Origin of the sequence: Streptomyces sp. NPDC057743, from assembly GCF_042798755.1 — a bacterium.
GTDB lineage: Bacteria > Actinomycetota > Actinomycetes > Streptomycetales > Streptomycetaceae > Streptomyces.
In genome coordinates, this window is record NZ_JBHVJX010000022.1 from 22,099 (window position 1) to 48,972 (window position 26,874).

Annotated in this window: 34 protein-coding genes and 1 pseudogene; 30 read left to right on the forward strand and 5 right to left on the reverse strand. The window is 69.5% G+C overall.

The genetic code is table 11. The annotated features are described in order from the left end of the window. The first annotated feature begins 66 nt into the window (after positions 1 to 66). The 20 genes from ACFVFQ_RS24515 to ACFVFQ_RS24610 all read left to right on the forward strand — a co-directional run bounded on the left by ACFVFQ_RS24515 (position 67) and on the right by ACFVFQ_RS24610 (position 17,150). Positions 67 to 513 carry a helix-turn-helix domain-containing protein gene (locus tag ACFVFQ_RS24515; protein WP_383419595.1) on the forward strand — a complete coding sequence of 149 codons (447 nt, stop codon included), beginning with the start codon at positions 67 to 69 and terminating at the stop codon, positions 511 to 513. Continuing rightward, on the forward strand, positions 513 to 1,754 hold the full coding sequence (locus tag ACFVFQ_RS24520) for a PBSX family phage terminase large subunit (RefSeq protein WP_383419597.1): 1,242 nt from the start codon (positions 513 to 515) through the stop codon (positions 1,752 to 1,754). The genes ACFVFQ_RS24515 and ACFVFQ_RS24520 overlap by 1 nt, the downstream gene beginning before the upstream one ends. Then, positions 1,751 to 1,933, forward strand: coding sequence for a hypothetical protein (locus ACFVFQ_RS24525; protein ID WP_383419599.1), 183 nt, complete (start codon positions 1,751 to 1,753; stop codon positions 1,931 to 1,933). Before ACFVFQ_RS24520 ends, ACFVFQ_RS24525 begins: the two co-directional genes overlap by 4 nt. Beyond that, on the forward strand, positions 1,920 to 3,395 hold the full coding sequence (locus tag ACFVFQ_RS24530) for a phage portal protein (protein ID WP_383419601.1): 1,476 nt from the start codon (positions 1,920 to 1,922) through the stop codon (positions 3,393 to 3,395). The genes ACFVFQ_RS24525 and ACFVFQ_RS24530 overlap by 14 nt, the downstream gene beginning before the upstream one ends. 719 nt (positions 3,396 to 4,114) lie before the next feature. Beyond that, complete coding sequence (locus ACFVFQ_RS24535; RefSeq protein WP_383419603.1) at positions 4,115 to 6,340, forward strand: phage minor capsid protein; 2,226 nt, start codon at positions 4,115 to 4,117, stop codon at positions 6,338 to 6,340. Between the two features lie 10 nt (positions 6,341 to 6,350). Continuing rightward, on the forward strand, positions 6,351 to 6,536 hold the full coding sequence (locus tag ACFVFQ_RS24540) for an Rmf/CrpP fold protein (RefSeq protein ID WP_383419605.1): 186 nt from the start codon (positions 6,351 to 6,353) through the stop codon (positions 6,534 to 6,536). 86 nt (positions 6,537 to 6,622) lie between these two features. Beyond that, a complete protein-coding gene (locus ACFVFQ_RS24545) occupies positions 6,623 to 7,222 on the forward strand; it encodes a hypothetical protein (RefSeq protein ID WP_383419607.1) in 600 nt (199 codons plus the stop codon). A 15-nt stretch (positions 7,223 to 7,237) separates the two neighbouring features. After that, positions 7,238 to 8,212 (forward strand): major capsid protein, encoded by a 975-nt coding sequence (locus ACFVFQ_RS24550; RefSeq protein ID WP_383419609.1) that lies wholly within the window; start codon positions 7,238 to 7,240, stop codon positions 8,210 to 8,212. After that, positions 8,212 to 8,607 (forward strand): hypothetical protein, encoded by a 396-nt coding sequence (locus ACFVFQ_RS24555; RefSeq protein ID WP_383419611.1) that lies wholly within the window; start codon positions 8,212 to 8,214, stop codon positions 8,605 to 8,607. Before ACFVFQ_RS24550 ends, ACFVFQ_RS24555 begins: the two co-directional genes overlap by 1 nt. Next, on the forward strand, positions 8,604 to 8,924 hold the full coding sequence (locus ACFVFQ_RS24560; protein WP_383419613.1) for a hypothetical protein: 321 nt from the start codon (positions 8,604 to 8,606) through the stop codon (positions 8,922 to 8,924). Before ACFVFQ_RS24555 ends, ACFVFQ_RS24560 begins: the two co-directional genes overlap by 4 nt. Next, the gene (locus tag ACFVFQ_RS24565; RefSeq protein WP_383419615.1) at positions 8,921 to 9,277 is read left to right on the forward strand and encodes a hypothetical protein; all 357 of its coding nucleotides are present in this window, start codon (positions 8,921 to 8,923) and stop codon (positions 9,275 to 9,277) included. Before ACFVFQ_RS24560 ends, ACFVFQ_RS24565 begins: the two co-directional genes overlap by 4 nt. Then, complete coding sequence (locus ACFVFQ_RS24570) at positions 9,274 to 9,705, forward strand: minor capsid protein (RefSeq protein ID WP_383419617.1); 432 nt, start codon at positions 9,274 to 9,276, stop codon at positions 9,703 to 9,705. Before ACFVFQ_RS24565 ends, ACFVFQ_RS24570 begins: the two co-directional genes overlap by 4 nt. 9 nt (positions 9,706 to 9,714) lie before the next feature. Continuing rightward, on the forward strand, positions 9,715 to 10,230 hold the full coding sequence (locus tag ACFVFQ_RS24575; RefSeq protein ID WP_383419619.1) for a phage tail tube protein: 516 nt from the start codon (positions 9,715 to 9,717) through the stop codon (positions 10,228 to 10,230). After that, positions 10,230 to 10,718 carry a hypothetical protein gene (locus tag ACFVFQ_RS24580; protein WP_383419621.1) on the forward strand — a complete coding sequence of 163 codons (489 nt, stop codon included), beginning with the start codon at positions 10,230 to 10,232 and terminating at the stop codon, positions 10,716 to 10,718. The genes ACFVFQ_RS24575 and ACFVFQ_RS24580 overlap by 1 nt, the downstream gene beginning before the upstream one ends. Positions 10,719 to 10,747: 29 nt before the next feature. Then, positions 10,748 to 10,939, forward strand: a complete 192-nt coding sequence (locus tag ACFVFQ_RS24585) for a hypothetical protein (protein WP_383419623.1) — start codon at positions 10,748 to 10,750, stop codon at positions 10,937 to 10,939. Between the two features lie 6 nt (positions 10,940 to 10,945). Further along, positions 10,946 to 13,366, forward strand: a complete 2,421-nt coding sequence (locus ACFVFQ_RS24590) for a phage tail tape measure protein (RefSeq protein ID WP_383419625.1) — start codon at positions 10,946 to 10,948, stop codon at positions 13,364 to 13,366. A 2-nt stretch (positions 13,367 to 13,368) separates the two neighbouring features. Then, positions 13,369 to 14,268, forward strand: coding sequence for a phage distal tail protein (locus ACFVFQ_RS24595; RefSeq protein WP_383419627.1), 900 nt, complete (start codon positions 13,369 to 13,371; stop codon positions 14,266 to 14,268). Positions 14,269 to 14,280: 12 nt separating this feature from the next. Then, positions 14,281 to 15,282 (forward strand): hypothetical protein, encoded by a 1,002-nt coding sequence (locus ACFVFQ_RS24600; RefSeq protein WP_383419630.1) that lies wholly within the window; start codon positions 14,281 to 14,283, stop codon positions 15,280 to 15,282. Positions 15,283 to 15,303: 21 nt separating this feature from the next. Next, positions 15,304 to 16,404, forward strand: coding sequence for a hypothetical protein (locus ACFVFQ_RS24605; RefSeq protein ID WP_383419632.1), 1,101 nt, complete (start codon positions 15,304 to 15,306; stop codon positions 16,402 to 16,404). Next, the gene (locus ACFVFQ_RS24610; RefSeq protein ID WP_383419634.1) at positions 16,404 to 17,150 is read left to right on the forward strand and encodes a hypothetical protein; all 747 of its coding nucleotides are present in this window, start codon (positions 16,404 to 16,406) and stop codon (positions 17,148 to 17,150) included. The genes ACFVFQ_RS24605 and ACFVFQ_RS24610 overlap by 1 nt, the downstream gene beginning before the upstream one ends. Here ACFVFQ_RS24610 and ACFVFQ_RS24615 read toward each other — a convergent pair. Beyond that, complete coding sequence (locus tag ACFVFQ_RS24615; RefSeq protein WP_383419636.1) at positions 17,147 to 17,770, reverse strand: GNAT family N-acetyltransferase; 624 nt, start codon at positions 17,768 to 17,770, stop codon at positions 17,147 to 17,149. The two genes, ACFVFQ_RS24610 and ACFVFQ_RS24615, sit on opposite strands and share 4 nt — an antisense overlap. Before the next feature lie 259 nt (positions 17,771 to 18,029). Here ACFVFQ_RS24615 and ACFVFQ_RS24620 point away from each other — a divergent pair, with 259 nt between their 5' ends. From ACFVFQ_RS24620 to ACFVFQ_RS24640, 5 genes and pseudogenes are all read left to right on the forward strand, one after another. Next, on the forward strand, positions 18,030 to 19,388 hold the full coding sequence (locus tag ACFVFQ_RS24620; RefSeq protein ID WP_383419638.1) for a collagen-like protein: 1,359 nt from the start codon (positions 18,030 to 18,032) through the stop codon (positions 19,386 to 19,388). A gap of 69 nt (positions 19,389 to 19,457) precedes the next feature. Next, positions 19,458 to 20,006: pseudogene (locus tag ACFVFQ_RS24625) on the forward strand (GH25 family lysozyme); the annotation flags it as partial. Between the two features lie 57 nt (positions 20,007 to 20,063). Further along, positions 20,064 to 20,195 (forward strand): LysM peptidoglycan-binding domain-containing protein, encoded by a 132-nt coding sequence (locus ACFVFQ_RS24630; protein ID WP_383419827.1) that lies wholly within the window; start codon positions 20,064 to 20,066, stop codon positions 20,193 to 20,195. A gap of 10 nt (positions 20,196 to 20,205) precedes the next feature. Further along, on the forward strand, positions 20,206 to 20,454 hold the full coding sequence (locus ACFVFQ_RS24635; RefSeq protein ID WP_383419640.1) for a hypothetical protein: 249 nt from the start codon (positions 20,206 to 20,208) through the stop codon (positions 20,452 to 20,454). Continuing rightward, positions 20,451 to 20,708, forward strand: coding sequence for a hypothetical protein (locus tag ACFVFQ_RS24640; protein WP_383419642.1), 258 nt, complete (start codon positions 20,451 to 20,453; stop codon positions 20,706 to 20,708). Before ACFVFQ_RS24635 ends, ACFVFQ_RS24640 begins: the two co-directional genes overlap by 4 nt. An 85-nt stretch (positions 20,709 to 20,793) precedes the next feature. Here the strand turns inward: ACFVFQ_RS24640 and ACFVFQ_RS24645 are convergent, their stop codons facing one another. Then, positions 20,794 to 21,003 carry a DUF397 domain-containing protein gene (locus ACFVFQ_RS24645; protein WP_383419644.1) on the reverse strand — a complete coding sequence of 70 codons (210 nt, stop codon included), beginning with the start codon at positions 21,001 to 21,003 and terminating at the stop codon, positions 20,794 to 20,796. After that, positions 21,000 to 21,851 carry a Scr1 family TA system antitoxin-like transcriptional regulator gene (locus ACFVFQ_RS24650; protein ID WP_383419647.1) on the reverse strand — a complete coding sequence of 284 codons (852 nt, stop codon included), beginning with the start codon at positions 21,849 to 21,851 and terminating at the stop codon, positions 21,000 to 21,002. Before ACFVFQ_RS24650 ends, ACFVFQ_RS24645 begins: the two co-directional genes overlap by 4 nt. 489 nt (positions 21,852 to 22,340) lie before the next feature. Between ACFVFQ_RS24650 and ACFVFQ_RS24655 the strand changes: the two genes are divergently transcribed. The 4 genes from ACFVFQ_RS24655 to ACFVFQ_RS24670 all read left to right on the forward strand — a co-directional run bounded on the left by ACFVFQ_RS24655 (position 22,341) and on the right by ACFVFQ_RS24670 (position 25,425). Beyond that, positions 22,341 to 22,484, forward strand: a complete 144-nt coding sequence (locus tag ACFVFQ_RS24655; protein WP_383419649.1) for an albusnodin family lasso peptide — start codon at positions 22,341 to 22,343, stop codon at positions 22,482 to 22,484. Between the two features lie 79 nt (positions 22,485 to 22,563). Continuing rightward, entirely contained in the window at positions 22,564 to 24,243 is a 1,680-nt protein-coding gene (locus ACFVFQ_RS24660; RefSeq protein ID WP_383419829.1) for an albusnodin/ikarugamycin family macrolactam cyclase, read from the forward strand. 209 nt (positions 24,244 to 24,452) lie between these two features. Continuing rightward, positions 24,453 to 24,866: a lasso peptide biosynthesis B2 protein gene (locus tag ACFVFQ_RS24665; protein WP_383419651.1), complete on the forward strand. Its 414-nt coding sequence runs from the start codon at positions 24,453 to 24,455 to the stop codon at positions 24,864 to 24,866. Further along, positions 24,859 to 25,425: a GNAT family N-acetyltransferase gene (locus ACFVFQ_RS24670; protein ID WP_383419653.1), complete on the forward strand. Its 567-nt coding sequence runs from the start codon at positions 24,859 to 24,861 to the stop codon at positions 25,423 to 25,425. The genes ACFVFQ_RS24665 and ACFVFQ_RS24670 overlap by 8 nt, the downstream gene beginning before the upstream one ends. Before the next feature lie 57 nt (positions 25,426 to 25,482). On the opposite strand, the gene ACFVFQ_RS24675 is transcribed toward ACFVFQ_RS24670, so the two are convergent. Further along, entirely contained in the window at positions 25,483 to 25,758 is a 276-nt protein-coding gene (locus ACFVFQ_RS24675; protein ID WP_383419655.1) for a GntR family transcriptional regulator, read from the reverse strand. Positions 25,759 to 25,933: 175 nt separating this feature from the next. Between ACFVFQ_RS24675 and ACFVFQ_RS24680 the strand changes: the two genes are divergently transcribed. Continuing rightward, positions 25,934 to 26,266, forward strand: a complete 333-nt coding sequence (locus ACFVFQ_RS24680; protein ID WP_383419657.1) for a hypothetical protein — start codon at positions 25,934 to 25,936, stop codon at positions 26,264 to 26,266. 253 nt (positions 26,267 to 26,519) lie between these two features. On the opposite strand, the gene ACFVFQ_RS24685 is transcribed toward ACFVFQ_RS24680, so the two are convergent. Further along, the gene (locus tag ACFVFQ_RS24685) at positions 26,520 to 26,768 is read right to left on the reverse strand and encodes an integrase (protein ID WP_383419659.1); all 249 of its coding nucleotides are present in this window, start codon (positions 26,766 to 26,768) and stop codon (positions 26,520 to 26,522) included. Between the last annotated feature and the right edge of the window lie 106 nt (positions 26,769 to 26,874).

Here is a 26,874-nt window from a genome sequence, read left to right on the forward strand (position 1 = left end):
ACCGCCTCGACGGCCCGGCAGCACTCTCTGCCGGGCCGTCGGCATGCCGGGAGGTGAGCGCCGCCGATGGCTGAGCCGATCACCGACCGGGACCGTGAGGCCGTGCGTCGCCTGCACACCGAAGGCAAGTCGCGCAACGAGATCGCCCGCACGATCGGGCGCAGCGCCGCCACCGTAAGCAAGATCGCCCGCGCCGAGGGGCTCACGTTCTCCGGTGGCGCCCGCGTCGCCGCAGCCACCGAGGCCCGCCGAGCAGATGCTGCCGCACGGCGCGAGTTGCTCGCCGACGAGGCCCTCGACGGCGCCCTCGGACAGGTCACCAAGACCACCACCGCGGAGAACGCCCGCGATGCCCGCGACCACGCCACCGCCGCCCGCGCCCTGACCGAAGTACACGCCCGCGTGGCCGAGTTGGCACGCGCCACCGGCACCGGGAGCAGCGCCGGCTCGATGCTCGACCGCCTCGCCGACGCCCTACTCGGGCCCACGGGAGGCAACTCACAGGGGGTGTGATGACCGCTCCCCTCCCCCTGTCTGGCAAGCAGCTCGCCTCGATCCGCGGCGCCACGGCCCGGATCAACGTCTGGCATGGCAGCGTCCGGTCGGGCAAGACCATCGCGAGCCTGGTCGCCTTCCTGCTCATGGTCCGCCGGGCGCCCGCCTCGGGCCTGATCGTCATCGTCGGGCGCAGCCTGCAAACCATCGAGCGCAACTGTCTCGACGTCCTACAAGACCCCGCGTTGTTCGGCGACTTGGCCGCCCAGGTCCGCCACACCCGCGGCGCCACAACCGCCGTGATCCTGGGGCGGGTTGTGCATCTGGTCGGTGCCGCGGATGCGCGGGCCGAGGGTCGGCTGCGGGGCATGACTGCCGCCCTGGCCTACGCCGACGAGGTCACGCTGCTGCCCGCCGCGTTCTTCCGCCAGTTGCTCGCCCGCCTGTCCGTGCCCGGGGCGAAGCTGATCGGGACCACAAACCCCGACTCGCCACGACACTGGTTGCGGACCGACTACCTCGACCGCGCCGACGAGCTCGACCTCGCGCAGTTCCACTTTCAGCTCGCCGACAACCCCAGCCTTTCCGAGGCGTATGTCGCCGCGCTGGCCGCGGAGTTCACCGGGTTGTGGCGCCGTCGGATGATCCTGGGCGAGTGGGTTGTCGCCGAGGGCGCGATCTACGACTCGTACGACGAGCAGCAGCACGTCGTCGACGAACTGCCCGCCATGCGCCGGTACTGGGTCGGTATCGACTACGGCACGAGCAACCCATTCTCCGCGATCCTGCTCGGCCACGGCGCCGACGGCCGCCTGTACGTGGTGAGCGAGTGGCGTCACGATGCCCGCGCCGCGCACCGGCAGATGACCGACGCCCAATACAGCCGGGCCGTCCGTGACTGGCTCACCTCGCTCGACGTCGTACCCGAGTGGACGTTCGTCGACCCGAGCGCCGCGAGCTTTTCCACACAGTTGTGGACGGACGGGCACCCCGGCGTCGCCCGCGCGGTGAACGAGGTCCTCGACGGCATCCGGTCCGTCTCCGTCGCCCTCGACTCCGGGCTACTGCGCATCCACCGATCATGCACCGGGCTGCTCGCCGAACTCCCCAACTACGTGTGGTCCGAAGAGGCCGCCGCCCGGGGTGAAGACAAGCCGCTGAAGAAGGACGATCACAGCGTCGACGCGCTGCGCTACGCGCTCCACTCCACCGCGCATGAGTGGCGCCACCTGCTGACACCGAAGGGAGCCGACACATGACTGCCATGTGGGTGCACATGCCCGTCACGCTGACCGTTGGCGACCACACCGGCCGCCTGGGCACGCTCACTATCGGCCCCGGCGACTCCGTCGGCCCCAGTCTCGCCCGCATGCTCCACGACGTCGCCGAGGCATGCGAATCCCACACCGGCGAAGGGGGCGACGATGGCACTGCCTGACGCCAACGCTCCCTGGCCGCCGCCTCAACTCGCCCCGCTTTACCGCGAGTTGCGCGTCGACGACGCCTGGTACTCTGGCGATCGAAAGAAGCTCGCCGACGTCTACCAGCACCAGCAGCGCCGCGAGGACGGCCGGCGTCGCCTGTGGGCCCGCCACCGCCACCCGCAGCCCGGGAAGCGCGACACCCGCCTGCACGTCCCGCTCGCCGGCGACATCGCCACCACCAGCGCCGATCTGCTGTTCTCCGAACCGCCGACGTTCACCGTGCCGGACACCGGCGCGCAGGATCGCCTCGCCGAGCTCGTCGAGGCCGGCGGCATCGAGAACACTCTGCTCGAAGCGGCCGAGGTCGCCGCCGCGTTGGGCGGGGTGTACCTGCGGATCACCTGGGACACCTCGCTCGCCCCGCGTCCACTACTCACCGCCGTGCACGCAGATGCGGCCGTACCCACCTTCCGTTGGGGGGAGTTGACCGAGGTCACGTTCTGGCGTGAGTTGGCATCGGACGGCTCGACCGTATGGCGTCACCTCGAACACCACGAGCCCGGCCGCATCCTGCACGGCCTGTACGAGGGGACCGTCGACCAACTCGGCCGACGTGTGCCGCTCACCGAGCACCCGGAGGTCGCCGGCCTCGCCGAGTCTCTCGGCGCCGAGGGCGACGCGATCGAGACCGGCATACCCGAGCTCACCGCCGCCTACGTCCCCAACATCAAGCCGAACCGCAGACACCGCGGCAGCCCGTTCGGACGCTCGGACTACGCCGCGCCCCTCCATGACCTCATGGACTCATTGGACGAAACCTGGTCCTCGTGGCTGCGCGATATTCGCCTCGCTCGCGCCCGCCTGATCGTGCCCGACGGGTACCTGCGTGACCATGGGCCCGGCCGGGGCGCGAGCTTCGACGACGACCGGGAAATCTGGCAGGCCCTGGCCATCCCGCCCACCGAGTCCGCAGGCATCACCCTGTCGCAGTTCGCGATCAGAGTCGCCGAACATCAGACGACGGCCGACGCGATCGTGCAGCAGGCCGTACGCTCCGCCGGATACTCCGCGCAGAGCTTCGGACTTGGCGACCAAGGCGCCGCCGTCACGGCAACCGAGGTCACCGCCCGCGAGCGCCGTTCGATGATCACGCGCGACAAGAAGTCGCGTTACTGGCGGCCGGCCCTCGCGCACGTCCTTCTCGTCATGCTCCGGCTCGACCGGGCGATGTTCACCCCGAACCTCGCCGTCGACCGACCACGCGTCACCTTCGGCGACGGCGTGAGCGAGGACCCGCAGAGCGTCGCGCAAACCCTGTCCCTGCTTCAGCAGGCGCAGGCCGTGAGCACCGACACCAAGGTCCGTGCGCTGCACCCGGATTGGGACGACGACGCGGTGCAGGCCGAGGTCGAGCGCATCCTCGCCGAGACCGGGCAGGCCGTGCCGGACCCCATGCAGGTTGGCGCACTGGCCTAGGGAAACTCGCCGCCAGTTCGCGTCCCTGCGGTCCGGTGCGCGTCAGCCCATGCGAGGACCGCGTCGCAGCACTGGCCGACGACGCCGAGGGTCGCCAACGCCCATACAGTTGCAGGCTGTTGGACGTGCCCGGACGCAATGGCCACCGTGACGCCTCCCCCACTGATCGCGCTCCACCGGATCGACGGGCGGGGGAGGCGCAGGACGAGATCGCTGCGCCTGCGCAACGTTTCATCGGTTCCGTTGTTCTTCAAGTCATCGCCTCCGTAGCAGAGTTGGAAAGCTGACTGCCGAGATGGAAGCGTGTGCGCAACACGTTGGACGTCAGCCTGCCACAAGAGCCTTTGAATCGCAGGCCGACCCTTATAAGTTGACGAAGGATCGCCGGAACTTTCCTTTAATGACTCGATTATTCACGGGGCAACGTGGAGGTCGAGCCACACAATCCAAGGTCAACACCCCTGCGCACCTTGATTCACGGACACCTCCGAGCGTGACTCACCTCACAAGCAGGGCGGCATCTGTCCCTTATTCGCACAATCACCCCTTGTAGTGAGGCCAGGCCCGGCGCCGAAGTGCGCAGGTCAGCGGGCAGAAGGTGCGTTCGTTAAAGGATATGGAGAGGCGGAAGGCCGCCACCCCCTCATCCAGGTACATCGGAGTTTGTCTCCTCCCACGCCGACCGTCACCGACGCTCCGTGCCGGTCAAAGGGGGTGCGATGTCGATCCACCCCGGAATGGTCGAGGACCTCTCGGCCGGCGTCCGCGACCTGTACGCGGATGCCGAGGCCCGGCTGTTGGGCATCGTGGCCCGACAGCTCGCCGACGGCTACGACGCGCCGGGGTGGGCGGTGGCCAAGCTGCGCGACATTCAGCCGCTGCGGCGCGCCGCGCAGAGCGTCGTCGATGAACTCGGCAAAGCGATGGCCCTGGACGTGTTCGACGTGATCGCCGAGGCGTACAACGCGGGCGCACGGGCCGGTCTGATCGAGCTGGGTGCGCTGCACGACCAGGACGCCCGACGGATCGCCGAAAGCACTCCGAACGGACGCGCCGTCGATCGCCTCGCGCACGAGACCATCGACCGCGTCACCGCCACGCACCGTGGCATTCTCCGCGGCGTCGAGGACGGCTACCGCCAGGTGGTTGCCGAGGTGTCCGCTACGCCCCTGCTCGGCATCGACACCCGCCGGCAGGCCACGCAACGTGCCATGGAGCGGTTTGCCGACCGGGGCCTGCGGACGTTCGTCGACAAGGGCGGGCGCGCGTGGTCGATGACCTCGTACGCCGAAATGGCCGTGCGCACCAGCGTCGGGCGCGCCGCAGTCGAGGCGCACGGCGACCGTCTGCGCGCCGCCGGCGTCGGCCTGGTGATCGTCTCCAACGCGCCGCACGAGTGCCCGCTGTGCCGCCCCTACGAGGGCAAGGTGCTGGCCTTGGACGGCTCGGACGGCTCCCGCACTGTGGAGGTCGAGCACGCCGTCGAGGACGGCCGCACGGTCTGCGTGCAGGTGGCCGGCTCCCTCGACGAAGCGCGCCGCCATGGGTTCCAACACCCCAACTGCCGGCACTCCACCAGTGCCTTCCTGCCTGGGGTGACCCGGCCACCGGTCGAGCACTCCACCGACCCCGACGGATACGAGGCCACCCAGCGGCAGCGCGCGATCGAGCGAGGCATTCGGAAGTGGAAGAACCGCGCCGCTGCCTCGACTACGCCCGAGGGCAAGCGGGCGGCCGAGGCCAAGGTGCGCGCGTGGCAAAAGAAGCAGCGCGAACACCTCGCCGCGCACCCCGAGTTGATCCGCAGGCGGTACCGCGAGCAGCCCGGTGCCGGGAACCTTCCCGTCACCGCGCCGCGTCCGTCGCAGGACGCCGTCGAGGCCGCCCGCGTGCGCGCCGGCGACGAGCGGACTTTGCCGGAGATGGCCGACGAGCAGCTCGCCGTCGCGCACGGCTCCGGGCACCTGGACGAGCGGGACCGCCGTCGGATTGAGGCCGAGGCTGACCGGCGCGACGAGCACGAGCTGCTCGACCGTGTCCGCCCGCACGGGCGCCTCGCCGAGGATCTGACCGCGTTCGGTGACACCGAACTCGCCCGCGTGCTGCCGCACCTGGGCGACGACGACGTGCTGCGGGTGGCTGCCGAGATGGACCGCCGCGACGTGGCCGCCGGCCTCCCCGGCGCCCGGACGGACTTGATCGGCCTTTCCGATGCGCAGCTCGCCCTCCGTGCCCGGGGCGCGGACGCCGGCGAGCTGGGCGCGCTGGCTGCCGAGGCGGACCGCCGCGACCTGCTGCGGACCGTGTTCCCCGGCGGGCATCTGGCGGCCGATCTGTCCGGCCTGGGCGACGAAGTCCTCGGCTGGGCCATCCGCTACGGCCGCGAGGGCGACGTCGAGAGGATCGCCGACGAACTTGATCGCCGGCACCCACCCGCCCCGCCGGCCGAGGCCGCCGGCGCGCACACCGTCGAGGGGCAGCTCGCCGACCGGGCCGCCGTCGACGAGGCCATCGCGCCGGCTGCCGAACCGGACGACTGGGCGCACCTTGCGCTCGACGACGACCGGTACGCGGGCATGTCCGCTACCGAACGGTGGATCGCTGAGCGCGAGGACGCCGCCGCGGCGCAGCGCTCGGCCTACTCCCGGGAGCAGATCCGGGAGATGTACCGAGAGCACATCGCAGCTCAGTGGTTGGAGGCCGAGGACGCGCTGCGCGGACACCTGCTCAACCGGCGGGCCGAGGCCGACGGCATCGACCCCCGATCGCTGTTCACAGGGCCGGCGCACGTGGCGTATGCGCGTGCGTCGGAGGACCTGATTCGCTGGTGGGAGGCCCACCCGCGCACTACCCTGGCTGAGTACACCGAGCAGATCACCGGCGTCCGGGACGCCGCGGCGCAGACCGCGCGGCACTCCCGCAACGACCGGCAGAACCGGCTGTAAGGAGGGGCGTATGGGCACCAGGGGTGATCTGGTCCGCGCGATCAACGCGGGGGCGGCGGCCGGCCGTTCCGGCGACCCGGTGACAGCCTGCCCCTTCCCGTCCGGAGACCTGCGCCGTAGCGCGTGGGTCCGCGGCTACGCGAAGACGATGCGGCTGCCCGACGAGCAGCTCGATCGGGAGCAGGCCGCCGAGTAGGCGCTGCTGCTCCAACCTTCCTGAAGGGCCCGCCCATGGCGGGCCCTTTGTCATGCGTGCACACCACCACGGAGGACCCGACACCCATGTCCGACAGCACCACACCTACCGCCGAGGCCGCGCCGGCCGCCGGCACCGCGGCCCCAGAGACGCCGCCGGCCGCCCCTGCGGCGTCGACGCCGCCCCCGGCCGCCGAGCAGCAGCTCGCCGACGCCACGGAGCGCGCCGAGCAGGCCGCCGCCGAGCGCGACGAGCTACGGACCGCCCTCGACGCGGTGACCAAGGCACTCAACCCCAACGGTGGCCAGGGCGAGCAGGACCCGGCCGCTCTGGCTGCCACGGTCGCCGAGCGCGACAAGCAGCTCGACCAGACCGGCGCCGAACTTCGCACGGCGCGCGTGGAACTGGCTGCCTACAAGGCCGCTGCTGACCAGGGCGCCCGCGCCGACCGGCTACTGAACAGCCGGTCGTTCCTCGACACGGTCGCCGAACTCGACCCCGCCGACGGGAAGTTCGACGAGCAGATCGTCGCCGCGATCCGGGCCGCGGTCGAGGCCGATCCGGATCTGTACCGAGCAGCCCCGGCCGTCCCCGGCCGCGGCGGTGCGGAGTTCAACGGCGCCCCGGCTGCGCCCACCAAGCCGGCCACCCTCCGCGACGCCATTGCCGCCCGGCTTGGCGCCTGAATCTAGGGAGTACCCATGGCAATCACCCTCGCCGACGCCAAGTTGAACACGCAGGACGACATCGACCTGCGCGTGATCGACGAGTTCCGCAAGTCGAGTTGGCTGCTGGACAACATGACCTTCGACGATGTCGTGAACCCTGCCGGTGGCGGGGCGACGTTGACGTACGGCTACACGCGCCTGGTGTCCGAGCGCGGCGCGGCTTTCCGTCCGCTGAACACCGAGTACGGCACTGAGCAGGCCAAGCGCACGCGCGCGACCGTCGACCTTTCCGTGCTGGGCGGCGCGTTCGAGATCGACCGGGTCCTGTCCAACTTGGGCCCGGCCGCCACCAATGAAGTCACTTTCCAGATGGGCCAGACGATCAAGTCGGCCCGCGCGTTCTTCTCCGACCAGGTCATCAACGGCACCCGCAACACATCCACCGCGACCGGGTTCGAGGGACTGTCGAAGGTGCTGGCCAACTCCAGCACGGAGTACAAGGCCGCGGCCGACTGGTCCACCCCCGCCGACCAGGCCGCCGCGCACAACGCCCTCGACTCCCTCGACGAGTTCCTCGGCCTGCTCGACGACACCCCCTCGGCGCTGCTCGGCAACAAGAAGACCATTGCCCGCATCCGGTCGCTGGCGCGTCGGGCCGGCTACTACAGCCGCACCGAGAACGCGTTCGGGCAGACCGTCGAGTCGTACGACGGGATTCCGTTCATCGACCTGGGCGCCAAGGCCGGCAACGCCGATCCGGTGATCGGTATCGACGCCAAGACCGGCACCACCGATCTGTACGCCGTGCGCCTGGGCCTGGATGCCTTCCACGGTGTCTCGACCATCGGCGGCGGCCTGGTCCGGCAGTGGCTTCCGGACTTCTCCACCGCCGGCGCCGTCAAGCGCGGCGAGGTCGAACTCGGCCCGGTCGCCGTCGCGTTGAAGACGACCAAGGGCGCGGCTGTATGGCGCGGGATCAAGGTCAACCCGACCACGTCGGAGGAGTGATGTTGCGCCGCCTGTACGCCACGCCCGAGCAGCTCGCCGCCTACCTCGGCGAACCTGCCCCGGACGGTGCCGAGCGGCTGCTCACTCGCGCGAGCGAGGACGTCGACAGTGCCTTGCTGACCGCGGTGTACGCGGTCGACGAGGACGGCGACCCGCTCGACGCCCGGGTGCGCGCCGCCCTAGCGGACGCCGTGTGTGCGCAGGTCGAGCACTGGCTCGCCACCGGCGACGACGGCACCGGCGGCGGCATCTGGGATTCGGTGTCCATCGGGCCGGTGTCTCTGTCCGGCCGGTCCGGGCAACAGCCGGCCGCCTCGGGAGTCGAGTTGGCGCCGCGCGCCGGCCGCGCGCTGCGCCGGGCCGGGCTGGAACCGGGGATGGTGTGGCCGTGGTGACACGCGTACCGGCGGTGCTACTGCGCCACCGCGTCACCGTCGAGCCGTACGCCGGCGAGGGCGCCTACGGAGCGCAATACCGCCATGCCATCCCCAACGTCCGCGCCCTGGTGGACGAAACCCCGCGCATGGTGCGCACCGCCGACGGCCGCCAAGTCACCGCGACCGCAACCGTTATTGCCGGGCCGACGCTCGACTGCCCACCCGGGAGTCTGATCACCCTGCCCGACGGGCGCACCACCACGGCACTCACCGTCGCCCACCACACCGCCCCGGGGCTGCCCATTCCTGCCTGTATGGAGGTGAGTTGCGAATGACTGCACAACGCGCACGCCTGCACTGGAACGGTCAGGCCGCAACCGCTGCCATTCAACAAGCCGCCGCCCGCGGCGCGTTGCTCGGAGCCGAGCGCGTCCTACAGGCCAGCCGTCAACGCGTGCCGATCGCCGAGGGCACCCTCGAACGCTCCGGCGCCGCATCGGTTGATGAGCAGCAGATCGTCGCTGCTGTCTCCTACGACACCCCGTACGCCCGCCGGGTGCATGAGGATCTCAACGCCCGGCACTCTCCGGGGCGGTCGGCGAAGTATCTGGAGTCGGTACTACCGCAGGAGTCGGCGACGGTGCAGGCGTTGATCGCCGCGCAGGTTCGGCGGGCGCTGCGCTCATGAGCTACACCACCGACCTGCTCGACGGCCTCGCCCGCCTCCTCGACGCCGCCAGGGTCGGCACTTACCGGCCCGACGGTGTGTATGGGCCGAGCGATACCGCGATCACTATCGCCGCGATGCCGCCGGCGCCGGATCGCGTGCTCTGCCTATCTGCCTACCCGGTGACCGACTCCCCCTCGCTCACCGACACCACCACCGGCATACAGGTCCGCACCCGCGCCGGCCCGGACCCGCGCGAGGTCGACGTGCTCGACGACGCCGTGTTCGACGTGCTGCACGGCTCCGGCCCCCACGCCTGGGGCGCGGTCCGCGTGCAGCTTCTCTACCGCGTCTCGGCCGCGCCGATCGGTGCCGACTCCGCCGGCCGTATGGAGCGCAGCAGCAACTACTACGCCCGCGCCCACCGCGCGGCCCAACACCTCGAATAGGAGGCTGCTTTGAGCACCCCGACGCCGCCGGCCGAGACCGTGACCGCGCTCGCCCGCCGCTACCGGCTGGAGCTGGACATGGGCAAGGATGGCACCCCCGCGTGGACGCTGGTCCCCGGCATTACCGAGTTCACGCCCAAGATCGAACCGACTCAGCAGGACGTCACGACGTATGACGCCGAGGGGTGGTCGGAGCAGGCCGTGACCATGCTCGCGTGGTCCGTCGAGGTCACCCTCGCTCACCGCGCCCACCCGACAACCGGCGTGTTCAACGCCGCTCAGGAGGCGCTGCGGCGGGCGTCCATGTCGTTTGGTGCCGCTTCCTACGTCCGGGTTCGGTACTACGACCGCAACGGGGCTCCGGACGCGCAGGAAGGTACCGCCCTGGTCACTTGGGAGCCCGAGGGCGGTGGCCCCGACGAGGTCGACACGATCAAGGTCACGCTTACCGGGAGTGGACCGCTTACGGAGATCCCCAACCCGGTCGCCGACTCGCCGCCGGTGAACAAGAGGGGTGATGCGTAGTGGGGTTCGAAGCGCTCGACGAGCTGCTCGACGAAACCATTCAGCTCCCCATCCGGGGAACCGTCTACACCGTTCCGGCGCCGTCCGCCGAGGTGGGCCTGCGCACGCAGGCGCTGCTCAACGCCGCGGCGGTGGCGGCTGACGGCGGGCGCGTCGACGACCAGGTGCTCGGGGACGCCGCCGAGCGGGACCTGTATGCCGACGTGCTCGGCAGCGCGTACGCGCAGATGGTCGCCGACGCTGTGCCCTGGCCGGCCCTCAAACACGCCGCCCTGACGGCCATGGTGTGGATCACGCAGGACAAGGCCGCGGCCGAACGCTTCTGGAATGCGGGCGGCGACCCTTCTCGTCTGGCCCCGAATCGGGAGACGCGCCGGGCCCGGTCGGGCGCGGCGAAGTCGACCCCGAGTCGGGGCTCTACGAGTGGTACGAGTGGCCCGAAGGCACCCCCCGCCCGCGCCCGGGGCAAGGGCAACCGCCCGCGCTGACCTGGCCCAGGATCCTCGGTCACTGGCCGTTGATCGAGGCCGATCTGCACGAGATCTACGGCGTCGACCTCGGCGACCGGGCGCTGCTGCGGGCCCGGTCCTGGCGGTGGCTGCGTGTGCGCATCCTCGCCCTTCTCTCCGCCGAGTCGCGCCTCGCCCGCGCGCTCACACCCCCGCCCGCCGCCTCCGCATCCCCGGGAGGCACGACCGTCCGGAGGTGATGCGCCGTGGCTCTGCGCGTCGGCGAACTCTCCGCAACCATCAGCGTCGACGACTCCGGCGCCCGCACGGGCGTACAGCGGGCCGAGGCCGCGCTGCGCGCCGGCGGAGATCGGATGGCCGCAAGTGCGGACCGGTCCGGGCGGCAGGCCGGTAACCAACTCGGCGACGGCGTCGAACAGGGCGCCGACCGGGGCGGCAACCGCGCCGCCGAGGCCATACAGAAGGGGCTCAAGAAGCTCGCCGCCGCCGCGGTCGGCCTGGCCATCGGTACCGCGCTGGTGGGTGGGATCGGCGAGGCCCTCGAACAGGCCAAGATCCCAGGCCAGTTGCAGGCGCAGCTCGGCGCCAGCGGTCCGGCCGCTGCGAAGTACGGCAAGGCTGCGGGTGCGCTGTATTCCGGGGCGATCGTCGACAGCGTCCAAGACGGTGCCGAGGCGATCAAGGGCATTGCGCGGGCTGGACTGCTGCCGCCGGAGGCGACCGAGCAGCAGATCACCACCATGGGCAAGCGGGTTGCCGACACCGCCTCGGTGATGGGCGAGGACGTATCCGCCGTTACCCGGTCCGTCGGGCAGATGATGCGAACGGGCCTGGCCAAGAACGCCGATGAGGCCATGGACGTACTCGTTCGCGGCACGCAGCGCGGCGGGAACGCGGCCGAGGATCTGCTCGACACGTTCACTGAGTACAGCACGCAGTTCCGGAACATGGGCCTGTCCGGGCAGCAGGCGATGGGGCTCATTCAGCAGGGCCTCAAGGGCGGCGCCCGCGATGCCGACGTCGTCGCCGACACCATCAAAGAGTTCTCCATCGAGGCCGTCGCCGGATCAGACAAGGTCCGGGGCGGATTCGAGAAACTCCACCTCAACGCCGACAAGATGTTCGCCGCCATCGGCAAGGGCGGCAGCAGCGCGACCGGCGCCCTCGACAAGACCCTCGATGCCCTACGGGCCGTCAAAAACCCCACCGAGCAGAACGCCATCGCAACCGAGCTGTTCGGCACCAAGGCCGAAGACCTCGGAAAGGCACTGTACTCCCTGGATCCCTCCAGCGCCGTCAAGGCGTTGGGGGACGTCAAGGGCGCCGCCGACGGCGCGGGCAACGCTATGCGTGACAACGCCGCAACCAAAGTCGAGGCGTTCAAACGCAAGCTCATGCAGGGAGTTGTCGAGGTACTCGGCACCTACGTCGTCCCGGCGATTGAGAAGCTCGTGAACTGGCTCGGTGACGGTGGCCTCGGCCGCGCGTTCAAGACCGCCAGCAGCTTCATTTCCGAGCACTCCACCGCCCTTGGCGTCGGGGCCGGCGTGATCACCACGCTCATGCTCCCCACCCTGATCACGCTTGCCGCCCAGGCAGGCACCACCGGTGCGGCGGTGGTGATGAGCTGGGCCACGCAGACCGCCGCCAGTGTCACCGCCGCCGGCCGGTTCGTGGCCACGAACGCCACGATCCTTGCCGGATGGGTCGCGCAGGGCGGCGCCGCCGTGGCTACCGGTACGCGCGTGGTCGGCGCGTGGGTCCTCATGGGCGCGCAGAGCCTGATTCAGGCTGCGCGGATGGCTGCGGCCTGGGTGATGGCCATGGGCCCCGTCGGCTGGATCATCACCGCCGTGGTGGGCCTGGTCGCGCTCATCGTGGCCAAGTGGGACGCGATCAAGTCAGCCACGGCCGCCGCCTGGGAATGGGTCTGGAACAAGATCGAGGGCGTGGCGCAGTGGCTGCTGGACCTGTTCCTGAACTTCACGCTCGTCGGGCTGATCATCAAGCACTGGGACGACATCAAGGCCGGCACTGTCCGGGTCTGGACCGCGATCGTCGATTGGGTCAAGGCGCTGCCGCAGCGCATCGCCGATTTCTTCCTGAAGTGGACGCTCGTCGGCCTGATCATCCGGCATTGGTCGGAGATCAAGGACGGTACGAAACGTAAGGCCGGCGAGATGCTCGACTGGGTCCGCGGCCTGCCTGGGCGCATCGTGTCGTATTTCGGCGACTTCGGATCCATGCTCTACGGCAAGGGAAAAGACCTGATCATGGGTCTGTGGCACGGGATTCAGAACATGGGTCCTTGGCTGGCCCGCACCCTGATGGGGTGGGCGAAGGATCTGATCCCCGGGCCGATCGCCCGCGCGTTGGGGATCCATTCGCCCTCGCGCGTCATGCGAGATCAGATCGGCCGGCACATTCCGTCGGGCATCGTCGAGGGCATCAAGTCGGGTGCCCCTGCCGTCGACCGCACCATGCGGTCGTTGGTGTCCGTCCCTTCTTCCCCGCAATTCGCCACGGCTGGCGGCGCTCCCACCACCAGCACCCAACAGAACAGCAGTTGGGGAGCGACCGTACATATCGAGAACTGGCACGCCGGAGCGGCGACCGCGGACCAAACCGCCGCGGCGCTGGCCTGGCACGCCAAGGCAAGGGGGTAGCTGTGGCTGGCGACATGGTCAGCGTGCCGGGGCACGTGCAGTTCGGCGAGCTGCTGCTCGGCCCCGGCACCCCCTACCGCTGGCAGTCCCTCACCGGGTGGGAAGACTCCCCCGGGCTGGACTCTGGCAGCGTGGCACGCTCCGACGCGCACGGCGCCATCCCCGGCCGGCTGTTGGCCCAGCCGCGCACGATCACCGTTGACGGCCTGGTGCTGCGCGCCGAACCCGGCGCGGTCGGCACCATCGCGCGGCACCTTGCCGCAGCAACCACGCTCACCGACGCCGAGCAGCCGCTCGTCGTGCGCCTGGACGACTCCCCGCCGCTGCTGTCGTGGGCGCGGTGCATCCGCCGCGCGGTCCCCGTCACCCGCGGGTACGCCATCGGCGTTGTCACCGGCGGGGCGTTGCAGTTCGAGGCGAGCGACCCGCGCCGGTACGCCGTCGTCGAGCAGCATGTCGCCACCCGGCTACCGATGCCCGAGCCCGGCCTCGACTGGCACCTCGCCCCCGGTCCCGAACGCCTCGACTGGCCCCTCGACTTCGGGGCCCCCGGGTCCACGGGGGCCCTGGTCGTGGTGAACGACGGGGACGCCCCCGCGCACCCGGTGATCACCTTCCGGGGCCCGGTCGCCCTCCCGTCGTTGACCAACCTGGGCACCGGCGACCGGATCGAGTACGACCTCGCCCTCGCCGCCGACGACGAACTCACCGTCGACACCGCGGCCGGCACGGTCACGCTCAACGGCACCGCCTCGCGCCTCTACACCGCCACCAACCGATCAAGCCCAGAGGGAACGTTCACGCTCCCGCCTGGCTTGAGGCACTTCGCGTTCCGGGCCGCGCCTGGGACCACTGACCCGCGCGCCGCCTGCTCCGTGCGGTGGCGCTCGGCCTACTGGTAAGGAGACCCGCCCATGACCGTGCGCGCCGCGTGGCTGCTGCCTGACGGGCAGACCCGCGCCGACACCCGCCTCGCGCCGCTCGGCGCCATGACCCCCACCTCTGAACTCGCCTCCCGCAGTGGGGTGATCGCCGGGGGTGATCCGCTCACAGCGACGCCGGTCGCGTCCATGCAGGTGCAGATCGGCACCGGCCGCGCGCTGGTGCAAGGCACCGACGCCCAGGGCGCCTACCCCGTCGCCGTAACCGCCCCCGAAACGCTCACCGTCGCCGACGGAGATGCGCAGTACCCGCGGGTCGACTCCATCGTGCTGCGCGTCCTGGACCCGCTGTTCGACACCAGCGAGCAGACCGCCGTCGCCGTCGAGGTCATCCAAGGCACCCCCTCAGCAACCCCTGCCGCGCCCGCCCTGCCGCCGGCCGCGCTCCGGCTGTGGGAGGTGACCGTTCCCGCCGGCGCGTCCGCCGGGACCGGCGGGATCAACTGGGCCTCTGCGCTGGCCGACCGGCGCCGGTACACCGCCGCGTACGGAGGGATCATCCCCCGCGGCTGGGGACTGAACTTCCCCGGCGCCTACGACGGGCAGTACCGCGACACCGGCACCGGGCTGGAGCGTTGGAGTGCCTCGGTCGGTGCGTGGCAGCCCTACCCGGCCGACACCGGCTGGATTGATCTCCCCCTGCCCACCGGATACGCGCGGTTCTCCGCTAACGCCTACCCTCTCCAAATCCGTCGGGCGGGCGCACAGGTGCATCTGCGCGGGCGGATCACGCGCACCGCCGGCCCCATCCCCGCCGACGGCCAGCCGCTACCGGGCCTGACCCTGCCAGCCGCCTATCGACCGTCCCAGTCGCCCACGTCGTACGCCGAGGTGCTGTTCGGCTGCGACGTCTCCAGCACCTACCCGGCCGGCGTCGTCCGCGGCGAGATCAGCGGACGCGGAACGATCACCGCCGCCTTTCAGCGGCCCGTCTCCACATGGTTGGCGTTCGGCTGCTCCTGGTGGACCGACTGACCAACACGGGAAGGGGGTGCCATGTCAGCCCCCTACAGGGCCCTGATCTGCGACCTGCGCACCGACCAACTCCTCGACGTGCTGCCGTTGCAGGGCGTCAGCTTCGACGACTACCTCGGCAAGACCGGCACCGCCCAAGGAACCATCCCCATCCCCAACGCTGCCGTTGCTGCCCGCGTGCGCTCCGCCGTCACCCCGGGCCGAACCGCACTGTGGATCGAGCGGGGGCGGGAAATCTGGTGGGGCGGGATCGTGTGGACGGCCGCGGTGCAGTCCACTGACCGCGGCTTTCTGTCCATGCAGGTGCAGGCCGGCACGTTCGACAGTTACCTCGATCACCGCCGGCTCTTCGACACCTTCGAGGCCCGGCAGGTTGAACAGTTCGACATCGTGCGCCAGTTGATCGACTACGCGCAGCAGGCCGCCGGCGGCGACATCGGCATCGAGTACGGCACCGAAACCTCCGGCATGCCACGTGACCGCACCTACAGCCGGTACGACGTCCCATCGCTGCGCGATCTCATCGACCAACTCTCCCGAGTCGAGAAGGGGTTCGAGTGGCGCATCGCCGCCTTCCGGGACCCCGAAAGCGGCCGGCGCATCAAACGCTTGCAGCTTGGGTCACCGGTGATCCGGACGGGCACCGCCGACACCGTCCTCGACCATCCGGGCCCGGTCATGTCCTACGCCTGGCCCGTGGACGCCACCGGGCAGGCGAACGCCTGGCAGTCCCGCGGCGCCAGCGACAACGCCAACCAGGCCGCGGAATCAGTGCCGTTGCTGTCTGATCTACTTGTTGACGAGGGCGCCCTCTCGGCCGGCTGGCCCCGCCTCGACGACACCTCGGACTACTCCACCGTGATCGAGAAACCCACCCTCGACGCGCACGCGCGGGCCGACTGGGACACCGCCCGCTCCCCGCGCACCATCCCCGAAATCACCGTCCACATGGGCCGCGCGCCCCTCTCCCCCGCCATGCTCGGCACCACCATCCGCCTGCGCATCCGCGATTTGTGGTGGCCCGAGGACCTCGACGAGCGGTACCGCGTCGTCGGCATGGCCATCACCCCGCCCGAGCGCGGACGGCCCGAAACCGCGAAACTCTTCCTGGAGGCGCCCTAATGGCTGCTGTCCCCCTCGACCTGCTCGACCGCATCCGGGCCCTGGAACGGCAGGTGCGTGAACTCGCCGGCCGCACACAGACTCGGCCGGCGCTGAACCGGATCACGCACGGCGCCGTGATCATCGGTGAGGGCGGCAGCCTCGATGTCCGATCGCCTGGCGGCGCGCAGATCCTCGGAGTCGGGCAGTTCCCCACCGGCCGCTACGGCGTGAGCATGGCCCGCGAGGACGGGACCGGCGCCGCCCTGGAAGTCGGCGGCAACGACACCAACGCGTCCCAGATGATCAGGTTGTTCGCCCGCGCCGGGTACCCCGAGCCGATCGTCATGGACGACGCGCACGCCGACGGCTACCTCGGCCGCCCCTGGGTACCCATCCCCCTCGCGCCCAGCGCGCACGTGACCGCCGCCGATTGGACCACCACCCACGCCGGCACCCTCCGCACTCAGCACGCCGTGATCGCCGCGCAGTGGTCCCTCTACGCCCCGGCCGGCACCACCGCCGAGGCCCGCCTCGTCCTCAAACGCGACGGCGACGTCTCCCAGATCGGCGACACCATCACCGCCACCGGCGGCAAAGAAGTCTTCACCGCACAGCGCATCACCCCCGGATCTCACGGCCTCTCGCACGGCGACGTCGCCGGCCTGCTCATCCAGGCCCGCCGCACCGCCGGCACCGGCACCGCCGCCGCCTGGTGCCAAGGCATATGGGGAGCCAATACCGCAAACCACACAGAAGTCACCTAATCACCAGGGCGTACGTCACTGCGAGGTGGCGTGTCTGCGTTTGGCAGATCGCCCTGAACACACCCGTGTTCGTGCATGTCGTGCCAGCCATCAAGGTGGAGCGCGGCGCTGCGACGAACGCCTTCTGCCGCAAACCCAGTCTTCAACGCAGACCGACAAGACGCCTCGTTGGCAGTCGAATGTGCAAGGGCGAGACGATGCAGGCCGACGTCATCAAAAGCCCAACGGGCCGCCGTTTGCCGAGCACGATAACCCCAGCCGTAGCCCCGGCTACTCCGCAGCAGCCAGCAGGTAGTACGTCCGATGCCACGCGGAAGGTTGAGCTGCTGCAAGGCAATGTGGCCTACCGGCACTCCGCTGGGTGGTACCACGGCCCAACCGATCGCGGTTTCGTCCTTCCAGGACTTCGCCCACCTGTTGATCCATGCGTGCGCGTCATCGTCCGAACTCCCCGAAAGCAGGGTCCACCTCCGAACTTCCGTATCAGCAAAAGCCATACGGACGACGGGAACATCCTTCAGCTCCCACGGGCGCAAGACCAAGTCACCCGCTACGAGAGTCGGTTGAGCTGAGGAACTGAGACTGCCGGGATGAACCACCGGCGGGACTAGCGATGACATGGGCCTCCTTCTCGGGCCGTACAAGACCTGCTGCCGCCGACTGCGTCGGCCCAAGCCAGTGGCAGCGGACCTCTTTCACACACCTGCACCACGTGAACGACCTCACAGGCCGCGACGGCACGCGCAGATGCCCTGTGAATGGCCCTTCAACTTCGCCTATTCAACTGGAAGTCGGAGAAATATGCTCCCTACCTCCATTCCCACCGTCACCGTCACCAGCCGCTACCTTTCCCCCGATGGCAGGCCCCTTTCTGGCAGCGTGACGTTCCGCGCCCCGGCGCAGCTCACGTTCCCGGCCGCCGACGTCATCCTCGGCGGGCCCGTCGTCGCCCAGCTCGACGCCCAAGGGCAGATCAGCGCAACCCTGCCCGCCACCGACGCACCCGACATGGACCCGGCCGGCTGGTCCTACACCGTCACCGAGCAGCTCGGGGGCATCCCCGCCGGCCGCTCGTATCAAGTCCTGCTGCCCACCGAGCAGCCGCACGTCGACCTCGCCGACATCGCACCGACCGACCCCACCAAGCCTAACTACGTTGCGGTACGCGGCAAGAGCGCCTACGAGGTAGCCCTCGCCGAAGGGTTCGAGGGCACCCCGGCCGACTGGCTCGCCTCCCTGGTCGGACCCCGCGGCCCCGAGGGCAAGCGGGGACCGACCGGGCCCCAGGGCGAACCGGGCCCCCAGGGGGAGCGCGGCATGCAGGGCGCTCCGGGGGCCGATGGCCGAGTGCAATCGGTCAACGGCCATGCGGCCGCCGAGGTCACGCTCACCGCGGCCGACGTCGGAGCGATCCCCTCGGCCACGGCCGGCGCCCCGGGCGGCGTCGCCCAGCTCGACGACACCGGCAAAGTCCCTACCGCCCAACTCCCACCCACCGCCGGCGCGGTCGCGTCAGTCAACGGCCAAACCGGCACCGTGCAACTCAACGCCGGCGACGTCGGCGCGCTGGCCACCAGCACCCGGGGAGCCGCCGGCGGCGTCGCCGCCCTCGACGCGGCCGGCAAGGTACCCACCGCGCAACTCCCCACCGCCAACGCGCCGGCCCTGCCCGGCACATGGATGCCCGACGACTACGGCCTGCGTGCCTGGGCCTACGACCTTGGGGCCTGCTCCCGAACGCCCGGAGACATGCCCAGCGAGGCCGGCCGCCTGTATCTCGTCGGCGTCCCCCTCCGGGCCGCGGCGACCATCAACACAGTTGCCGTGCACGTCATGGGCTACGACAAGCCCAAAAGCACTGTGTCAGCCGCGTACTTCGGCATCTACGACAAGAACCTCGACCGCGTCGCGCACACCGCGAACGTGACGTCGTCGCTTCCCGAGACACACAACATGGGCGGGCAACTCGCCACGTTCAACTTGTCGGCGCCGGTCAGCCTGGCGGCCGGGAGTTACTACGCAGCGATCCTGATCAAGGGCACCGACACGGCCGTGCCCTACCTCGCTGCAACCAACTGGACTGGCAGCACGACGATTTCAGGGGCGCGGGCCGCGGATATCAACGGGGTGCACCGCTGGCTTCAGACCAGCTCGACCACCCTCACGACGTTGCCCGCCTCGCTGAAGCTGACCGACATGACCGAGGGGTCAACCTGCTATTGGGCCGCCCTCGGCTGACCATCATCCGACCGACCACACGCCCGAGCGCACCGCGCCGGGCGTTTTCTCATGCAAGGAAGACACCACATGACCGTGAGAGGCGTCGACGTCTCCTCCTACCAGTCCGCGACGTACAGCACCAAGGGGCTGGATTTCGCGTTCATCAAGGCCACCGAGGGCACGTCGTACATCAACCCCCGCCAGTCCGCCCAGGCCGCCCACGCCCGCCGCAACGGCATGATCGTCGGCTTCTACCACTTCCTGTGGCCAGGCAACATCGAGGCGCAGGCCCGGTACTTCGTCGAGAAGTGCGCCAGCGTCGCCGGTGACGTCCTGGCCGTGGACTGGGAAACCACCGGGTCCGGCACCCGCGCGTCGTGCGCGGAGAAGGATGCGTTCCTTCGCGCGGTGAAGCGGCTCCGCCCCACACACCGCGTGATCTTGTACGTGAACCGCGACTTCTGGCTCAACCGCGACACCACCTCCTACGCCGGCGATGGTCTGTGGATCGCGGACTACGTCACCGCAGGTCGCCCCCGGATCAAGGCGAATTGGCTGTTCCACCAGCACACCGACCGGCCCATCGACACCAACGTCGGCCAGTTCGCGGACGGGGCCGCGCTGCGGGCATGGGCGACCGGCACCGCGGCCCCGCCGAACCGCCCCACACCACCGCCGTCCGCCACGTACACCGTGCGCTCCGGCGACACCCTCTCCGGCATCGCCGCGCGGTACGGGACGACCGTCGCCAAGCTCGCCGCCGCGAACCGCATCGCCAACCCGGACCGGATCTACGCCGGCCAGACCCTCAAGATCGTGAAGTGAGGAACCACCGATGACCGACGCCACTCGGCGCACCATCCGCACCGTCGTGCAGACCACTGTCGCCCTCGCAGTGCTGCTGCCCGCCATCGTCGACGCCGCCGGCATTCCCGCCTCCCTGCCGTGGGTCGCCGGCTCCCTCGCCGTCGCCGGCGGCCTCGCCCGCGTCATGGCCCTGCCCGGCGTGCAGGCCCTACTCCCCGGCTGGCTGCGCACCGAGCCGCCCGGCAGCGCCGAGGATGCTGGAGGCGGTAGCGCGTGACCGACCGCGACCCCGGCGACGTCGCCCTCGAACTGGAGCGACTGCGCGGCGCGGTCGAGGCGGGGTTCGCTCGCCTCGATGGGCAACTCGCCCTTGTGGGCCAGCGATCCGATCAGACCGACCGGCGCCTCGCCGACCTCGACACCCGCCTCGACGCCGTCGAACGCCGCCGATGGCCCCTGCCCAGCATCGCCGCACTCGTCGGCATCGTCGGCCTGGCCGTGGCTGCCTGGCAGGCCACTGCCGCCCATTAATCACCTGGACGCCCCGCCACCGGCAATGCGCCGGGGCGGGGCGTCTCTTTGTCTTCTCTGGAGCAGTTCGGCTAACCGTCGAGGGTCAGGAAGCGAACCCGCCACGCCTGACGGCCGCAACGAACGACGACCACGCAGACGGCTCAAAGGCGAGCGGAGGGCCCTGCGGGTCCTTGCTGTCTCGGACGGGAACGACACCAGTGGTTCCCTCCCCGATTTCAAGGCAGTTGCCACCGTTGGTGCTGTAGCTGGACTTGCGCCAGCGGACGGGCAACGTATGGGCGTTGGTCGTCACTTCTTCACCGCTTCCAGATATCCGCCGATGCGTTCCGCTGACGCGTTGGGCGATAGTGCGTAGCTCTTGAGCAGATCATAGGCGTGCGTGGCTGCCGTGACTTCTGCGGCGTCCAGGGCGGTTCGACCTTGTGAAAACCCGTCCACATACAGCACGTCATGCGGTGGGCGGTGTTCGCCCGCTTTCGGTTCCTGCCCCTCCTCGTCGAAAGACAAGAGGGTGAAGGGACCGGCTAGCCCTGGATGCGCGGTCACCTCTTCCGGCACCACCTGAATCACACATCGTGGGTGCTCCCCGGCCGTGAGCAGGCGTTCAAGCTGAGCCCGCATGACGTCTGGGCCGCCGATGTTGCGGCGTAACGCTTGCTCATCCACAACGAACCAGGTGTAAGGCGGCTGGTCCCGTTCGAGCAGGGCCTGCCGCGTCATGCGGGCTGCGACGAGGTCATCTAGGTTGTCCGGCCGTACAGAAGTGAGCATGGCGCGGGCGTAGTCCTCAGTCTGCAACAGGCCGGGGATGATCTGAGACTCGAAGACACGGTGTCGGTTGGCCTCTGCCTCTAGCTCGATGAACGGCAGGAACCATGACGGGTAGGCGTACCGGACTACGAGGGGGTAGAACTCGGCGAAGAAGTCCACGCCGAGTGCCTTGTCGAGATCGCGGGCCAAGTCAGCGGACGGTACGCGCTTGGCGTTTTCCACGTAGCTGATCATCGCCCCTGTGGTGTGAGCCTCATGGGCCAACTCAGCCTGGGACCAACCCCGTTCGGTTCGCAGCTTGAGCACTCGCGAACCGAAGAACCCCAACAGGCTTATGGGTGCGGATGGTTGACCGTTGTCGTCTTCCATTGCCACAGGTCTACGACCTCTCCCTCGATCGCGGGCCTTAACTGTCGTGGAGTTAAGGCTTACCCCCTGTCGAGCGTACGCACTTCGCGGCCATGGTGTGAGCAGGTAGCCAGGCAAGGCACACGGACGAACGGCTAACCGCGAACGTTCGAAAGGGCTGACATGGTGGCAGCACACGGGTCATGGACAGCAGTAGCGGCCGCGCATGGATGCGGAGCAGGCGCACACCGAAGCGCACGCTGCACTCAACCCGGCGTGCTCACCAAGTCGCAGCCGTGCGAGCACCAGAAGACCGTCAAGCGCGGCGGCAAGACCTACTGCCGCCAATGCGACCGACAGCTCTACCTCTGAGACTCCGCCCCCTGCCGGGACGACCCATTAGGGCTCTCCCACACCCACCCCGGCAGGGAAGCGGTTCTACCCCTTGCACTGGGGCGACCTGGTCAAGGGATTCCCGGATACGTCGAGTTGAGAAGGGAGGGAGAGGACATGACCGACCCCGAGGAGATCAACGCTCAGCAGCAAGCGGCCCCGTTCACGCCGCCGATGGTGATCGAGCTGGGCGACGCCGCCGTGCTGACGCGAGGCAGTGACCAAGACAGCACGGAGTCGAAGCAGAACCCGTACGACTGATGCGAGCGCGGCGGCCCCCGTTGTGGGGGCCGCCGTTCGCGCAACGGTGGAGTGAGGTATCAACGTGAAGGGACTTCGGATGCGGTGGTTTGGCGGCTGCGCGCCAGGCAAGCACCCTGTCGCCCCGGTCGGGGCCCGCCTGGTGTGGCGAGATCCACCTGTGTGGACCGTCGGCGACGATGTGCCGGGCCATCTGCGCACGCTTGAACGACCGAACGGGAAATTGGCGGTGTTCGGCCCGTGCTCCGCTACCGAGCGGGACCTGAGCCTCGCTCTGTCGAGCCCCACGTTCGCCTCGGCCGCAGGTGAATGGGCTGGTTCCTACACGGCCGTAAGGGTCGGCCCGACGGGCGCCGTCGAGCTGTTGACCGATGCCACCGGCGCAAGCCCGGTCTACACGGTTGCCACCCCCGACGGTCACGTGTGGGGGTCAAGCGCCTTCGCCCTCGCCTCGTTGGCCGAGGGAGCGGTGGACACGGATTGGGTGGGGGCGTATCTCCGAGAACGAAACGCGCCGCCCCCTGCACGCAGTGCGTGGGCGGGAGTTCGGCCGGTTCCGCCGGGGCATGCCCTGTCGTGGGGCCCGGACGGCACCCCCTCGCTCACAGAGTGGTGGTCCCCCTCGGCGCAGCCGGAGGGTGCGGTGGTGGCCGCGCTGCGGTGGGCACTAAGCGAGGGTGTCCGTGTTCGGGTTGAAGGGGTCCCCACCACCTCAGACTTGGCAGGGATGGACTCAACGACGGTGGCCTTACTTGCTGCTCGGCATGGTCAGGTGACGGGCATGACGTTGCACCCGGCCGGTATTACGGACGGCGGTGACCTGGAGTACGCCCAATCTCTCGGCAGGGAGGAGGTGTTGTTGACGCGTTTCCCGCTCACGACTCGCCATCTCCCTTTCGCGGAAGCATCCGTTCCCTTACCGGCCACGGATGAGCCGGCGCCGTCCACTGCGGTATGGGCGATGTTCTCCGAACAACTGCGAGCGGTGGCCGATTTGGGATCTGGTTGCCACTTGACGGGGGACGGCGGGGACAACCTGTTTACGGTCCCGCCCACGCACCTCGTGAACCTTGCCCGCCGGGGCCAACTGCTGCGGTTAGTACGGGATTCGATGGATTGGGCACGGCTTCGCCGGCAAGACCCTCGGCCCTTGATCACAGCAGCACTCCGCGGAGACGCCGGCCGTATTGGGCGCACAAAGCGGACACGCCCCACGTGGCTCTCGTCGGAGATACCGGAACCGGCAAGCAACCCCACAACGTGCCCGGACTCTCTGCTCGTTGCCTCGACACGGAACGTCGCACGTGCCGCGAAATCGGAAGTGCAACTGGCCGACGCGTTGGGCGTCGCTCTGCACAACCCCTACTTCGACGGAGCGGTAATGGATGCGGTGGTGTCCGCCGGCGCCGAAGCCCGCTTCTCCGCCCGCCGCTACAAGCCCCTGCTCGCCGATTCGTTCGCTGACGTACTCCCCCGGGCGCACCGCCAACGAGCCTCCAAAGGGGTGTTCGTCGGCGACTTCCACCAGGGGCTACGGGTCAACCTGCGGCGCCTTCTCACCCTCGCGGACGGACGCCTCGCCGCCATAGGCCTGGTCAACCCTGATCCACTGCGCGCCACGATGCATGCGGCGGCGCTCGGGGCCCGGACGGTTTGGCCCCCGCTGCTGTCCGCAATCGCGGCGGAAGCATGGCTGGAGGCGGTCGACCGCGGCCCACGAACTGAGTGGGCCAAGCTGTCTCGGGCAGGTGCGCTGTGAGTCGTCACAACACTGTCGCCGCCACATCGCCGCATGCCTGCGTCCTCATCGACTACGACACCGGCCGCACTGAACTACGTCCGGCATCCGAGGGCGCTACCGCGTTGGGCGCAAGCGTCGTCCCACTACGGGACATCGCCCCCTCGTGGGGAACTGTCGAACAACGGGCCGCTCTGTCACGCCTGCCACACGTGCCAGTGCGGTGGCGCGTGGGAGCGGTCCCCGCCGTACTGGTCACCGCAGCAGCATTGACGCTCGGCCGTCGCCGGCGCCGCTTTCGACGACTCGTTCGACTCGCCTGTCTGGGCCGGAACTTGCGCCCCGCGACGTCCTATCAGGCTCGCTACGCTGTGTGCGCCGCACGGTGGGTCACACAACTCATGCCGATGCGGTGGGCATGCATGGAGGAATCGACGTCAGCGGCGCTGCTGCTGGCTCTCGCAGGACGCCGGGCGGAATGGCGACATGGCGTGGCTATGGATCCCGTACGCCTGCACGCCTGGATTGTCGACCCATACGACAACCCCGTCGAGGAGCCGGACGACACCGCGCTCTACACCTCCACCCACACACCAGACGGGCCCGGCGCCGCACGGGACCGGCAGGGAGCTAACCGTGAGTGAACCGCACATCTTGTTGACCGGCGAAAGGCTGGCACTCGGAATGCCCCGGCAAGACCTGCTGCCGGAGTACCACCGGTGGGAGAACGACGCGCGCACGATCCTGGGGTACGGCAACCAGTTCCCCCAGGCTTGGGAAGTGCGCGCGGCCGGGTACGAACGCCAGCGCGCGAACGACCGCTACCAACAGTTCGAAGTCGTGCAGCTCGACGAACAGGCCGCGATCGGCATCACCGTGTTGCAGATCAACACCTTCACGCGCTCAGCCGAGTTCGTCATCGTGCTCGCCCCCGAGGCGCGGGGGAAGGGGTACGCCGCCGAGGCAACACGGCTGACCCTGGATTGGGCCTTCCACCTCGGCGCGCTGCGCACGGTGTGGCTGAAGGTGCTGGCACCCAACCATGCTGGGATTGCCGCGTACCAGAAAGCCGGGTTCCGAGAGGCAGGGCGTTTCCGAAAGTCGGGGTACTGGCTCGGCGAGCCTGCCGACGAAATCCTCATGGATGCGCTTCCCGAGGACTTCCCGGGGCCCTCGGCCGTGACTGCCGCCATCGGCGACTAACCTCTACCGACCCGTCGCCTACACGCCGCGAGGCCGCCCTCAGCCGTCCCAGAGCGTCTATTCGGCCGACTCGCTCTCGCCGGCGGCCTCGCTCGGGTCTGCAACGTACGTGCCACGACCTGGCACGGTGTAGACGAGCCCCTGTTCCCGCAACACCGCCAGCGCGGACCGCGCCGTATTGCGCGCGACCCCGTACCGCTCCACGAGTTCCTTCTCGGACGGAAGCGGACGCCCAGGTACGAACTCACCCCGCTTGATCTCCGCGGCCAGGTCGGCGGCGATCTGCCGGTATGGGGGTTCCGGTGCCCGAGGGTCGATTTCGCGCGCTGCCATGACGCGAAGCGTAGACAACACGCCATCCCGCGCTTGCAGCCTAGACAGGGTTGAACATGCCTAGACGGACCTATACAGGCTGTTCTACCGTCGAACACGAAAGCGCCCCGGAAGGCCGGTACCAGCGGTCCATCCGGGGCTTAGCCGAGACAGCTACAAGGGAGCTGACTGACTCATGCGCGATGCTATCGCCCGCGCCCTCGATTGGGTGCTCGCCTTACTCCCGTTGACCCGCCGACCCGGGCCCGGTCGGCACTCCGCAGCCTTCTTCGCCTCCCACCCCGCTCCCGAGCCGGCGCCGGCTGCCATAACCGTGAACCCCTGGCTCGAACCATGGCGCGGACCGAGCGCCGACGCGGTGCGCGAGATTTTCCGCGCCGACGAGGTCCAGTCGCTCACTCCGGAGCAGCGCGAGCGGTGGTGGGCCGCCGCGTTCTGCGAGATCGGAGTCGACTACGACTTCCCCACCCTCAACATCACCGGGGCGCACCGGGCGGTGGCTGCATGAGAGGCCCCGCCATGCCCGACGACAGAGCCCCGCGGCGGTGCTGCGTGTGCGGACGGGAAACGAGCGCCGCTGTCCCCGTATCCACCGTTGAGCGCGTGAGCGGGCCACCCGTGTTCGTCTACGCCTGCCCCGACGACGCTCCGCTGCTCATCCCGCGCCCGACGCCTGGCGAACTCACCTGCCGCCGAGCGTGAGTTAGCCACATCGCAGGCCCGGCCGCCGCACTCGGTGAAGTGCAGCGGCCGGGCCCCGTTCACGCCGCGTCGGCGACAGCCTGTCCGCCGGCGTCCGGCGCGAGGCCGAGATGCCGGTGCAGGTCGTACCGCGTGACCTTGTACTGCCTTCCGTGACGCAGCACCCGGACGGGATACGCGCCCCGCTTGGCCAAGGCGTAGCCGTTCGTCCTGCCGATGCCCAGCGCGCGATTGGCGACGTCCAGCGGCACCGCCACGGGCAGGCCCATGAGTTCCTCGTGCGTCATCGTCTGCCCGTCATTCGGCATGGCGTCCCCCTTGTCGGGTCTGCGCCGGAAGCGGCGCGTACAGATCGTTTTCTGCCGACAACGTACCGATCCCGATTGATCTTGTGCAACATGCTTTGCTAGCTTT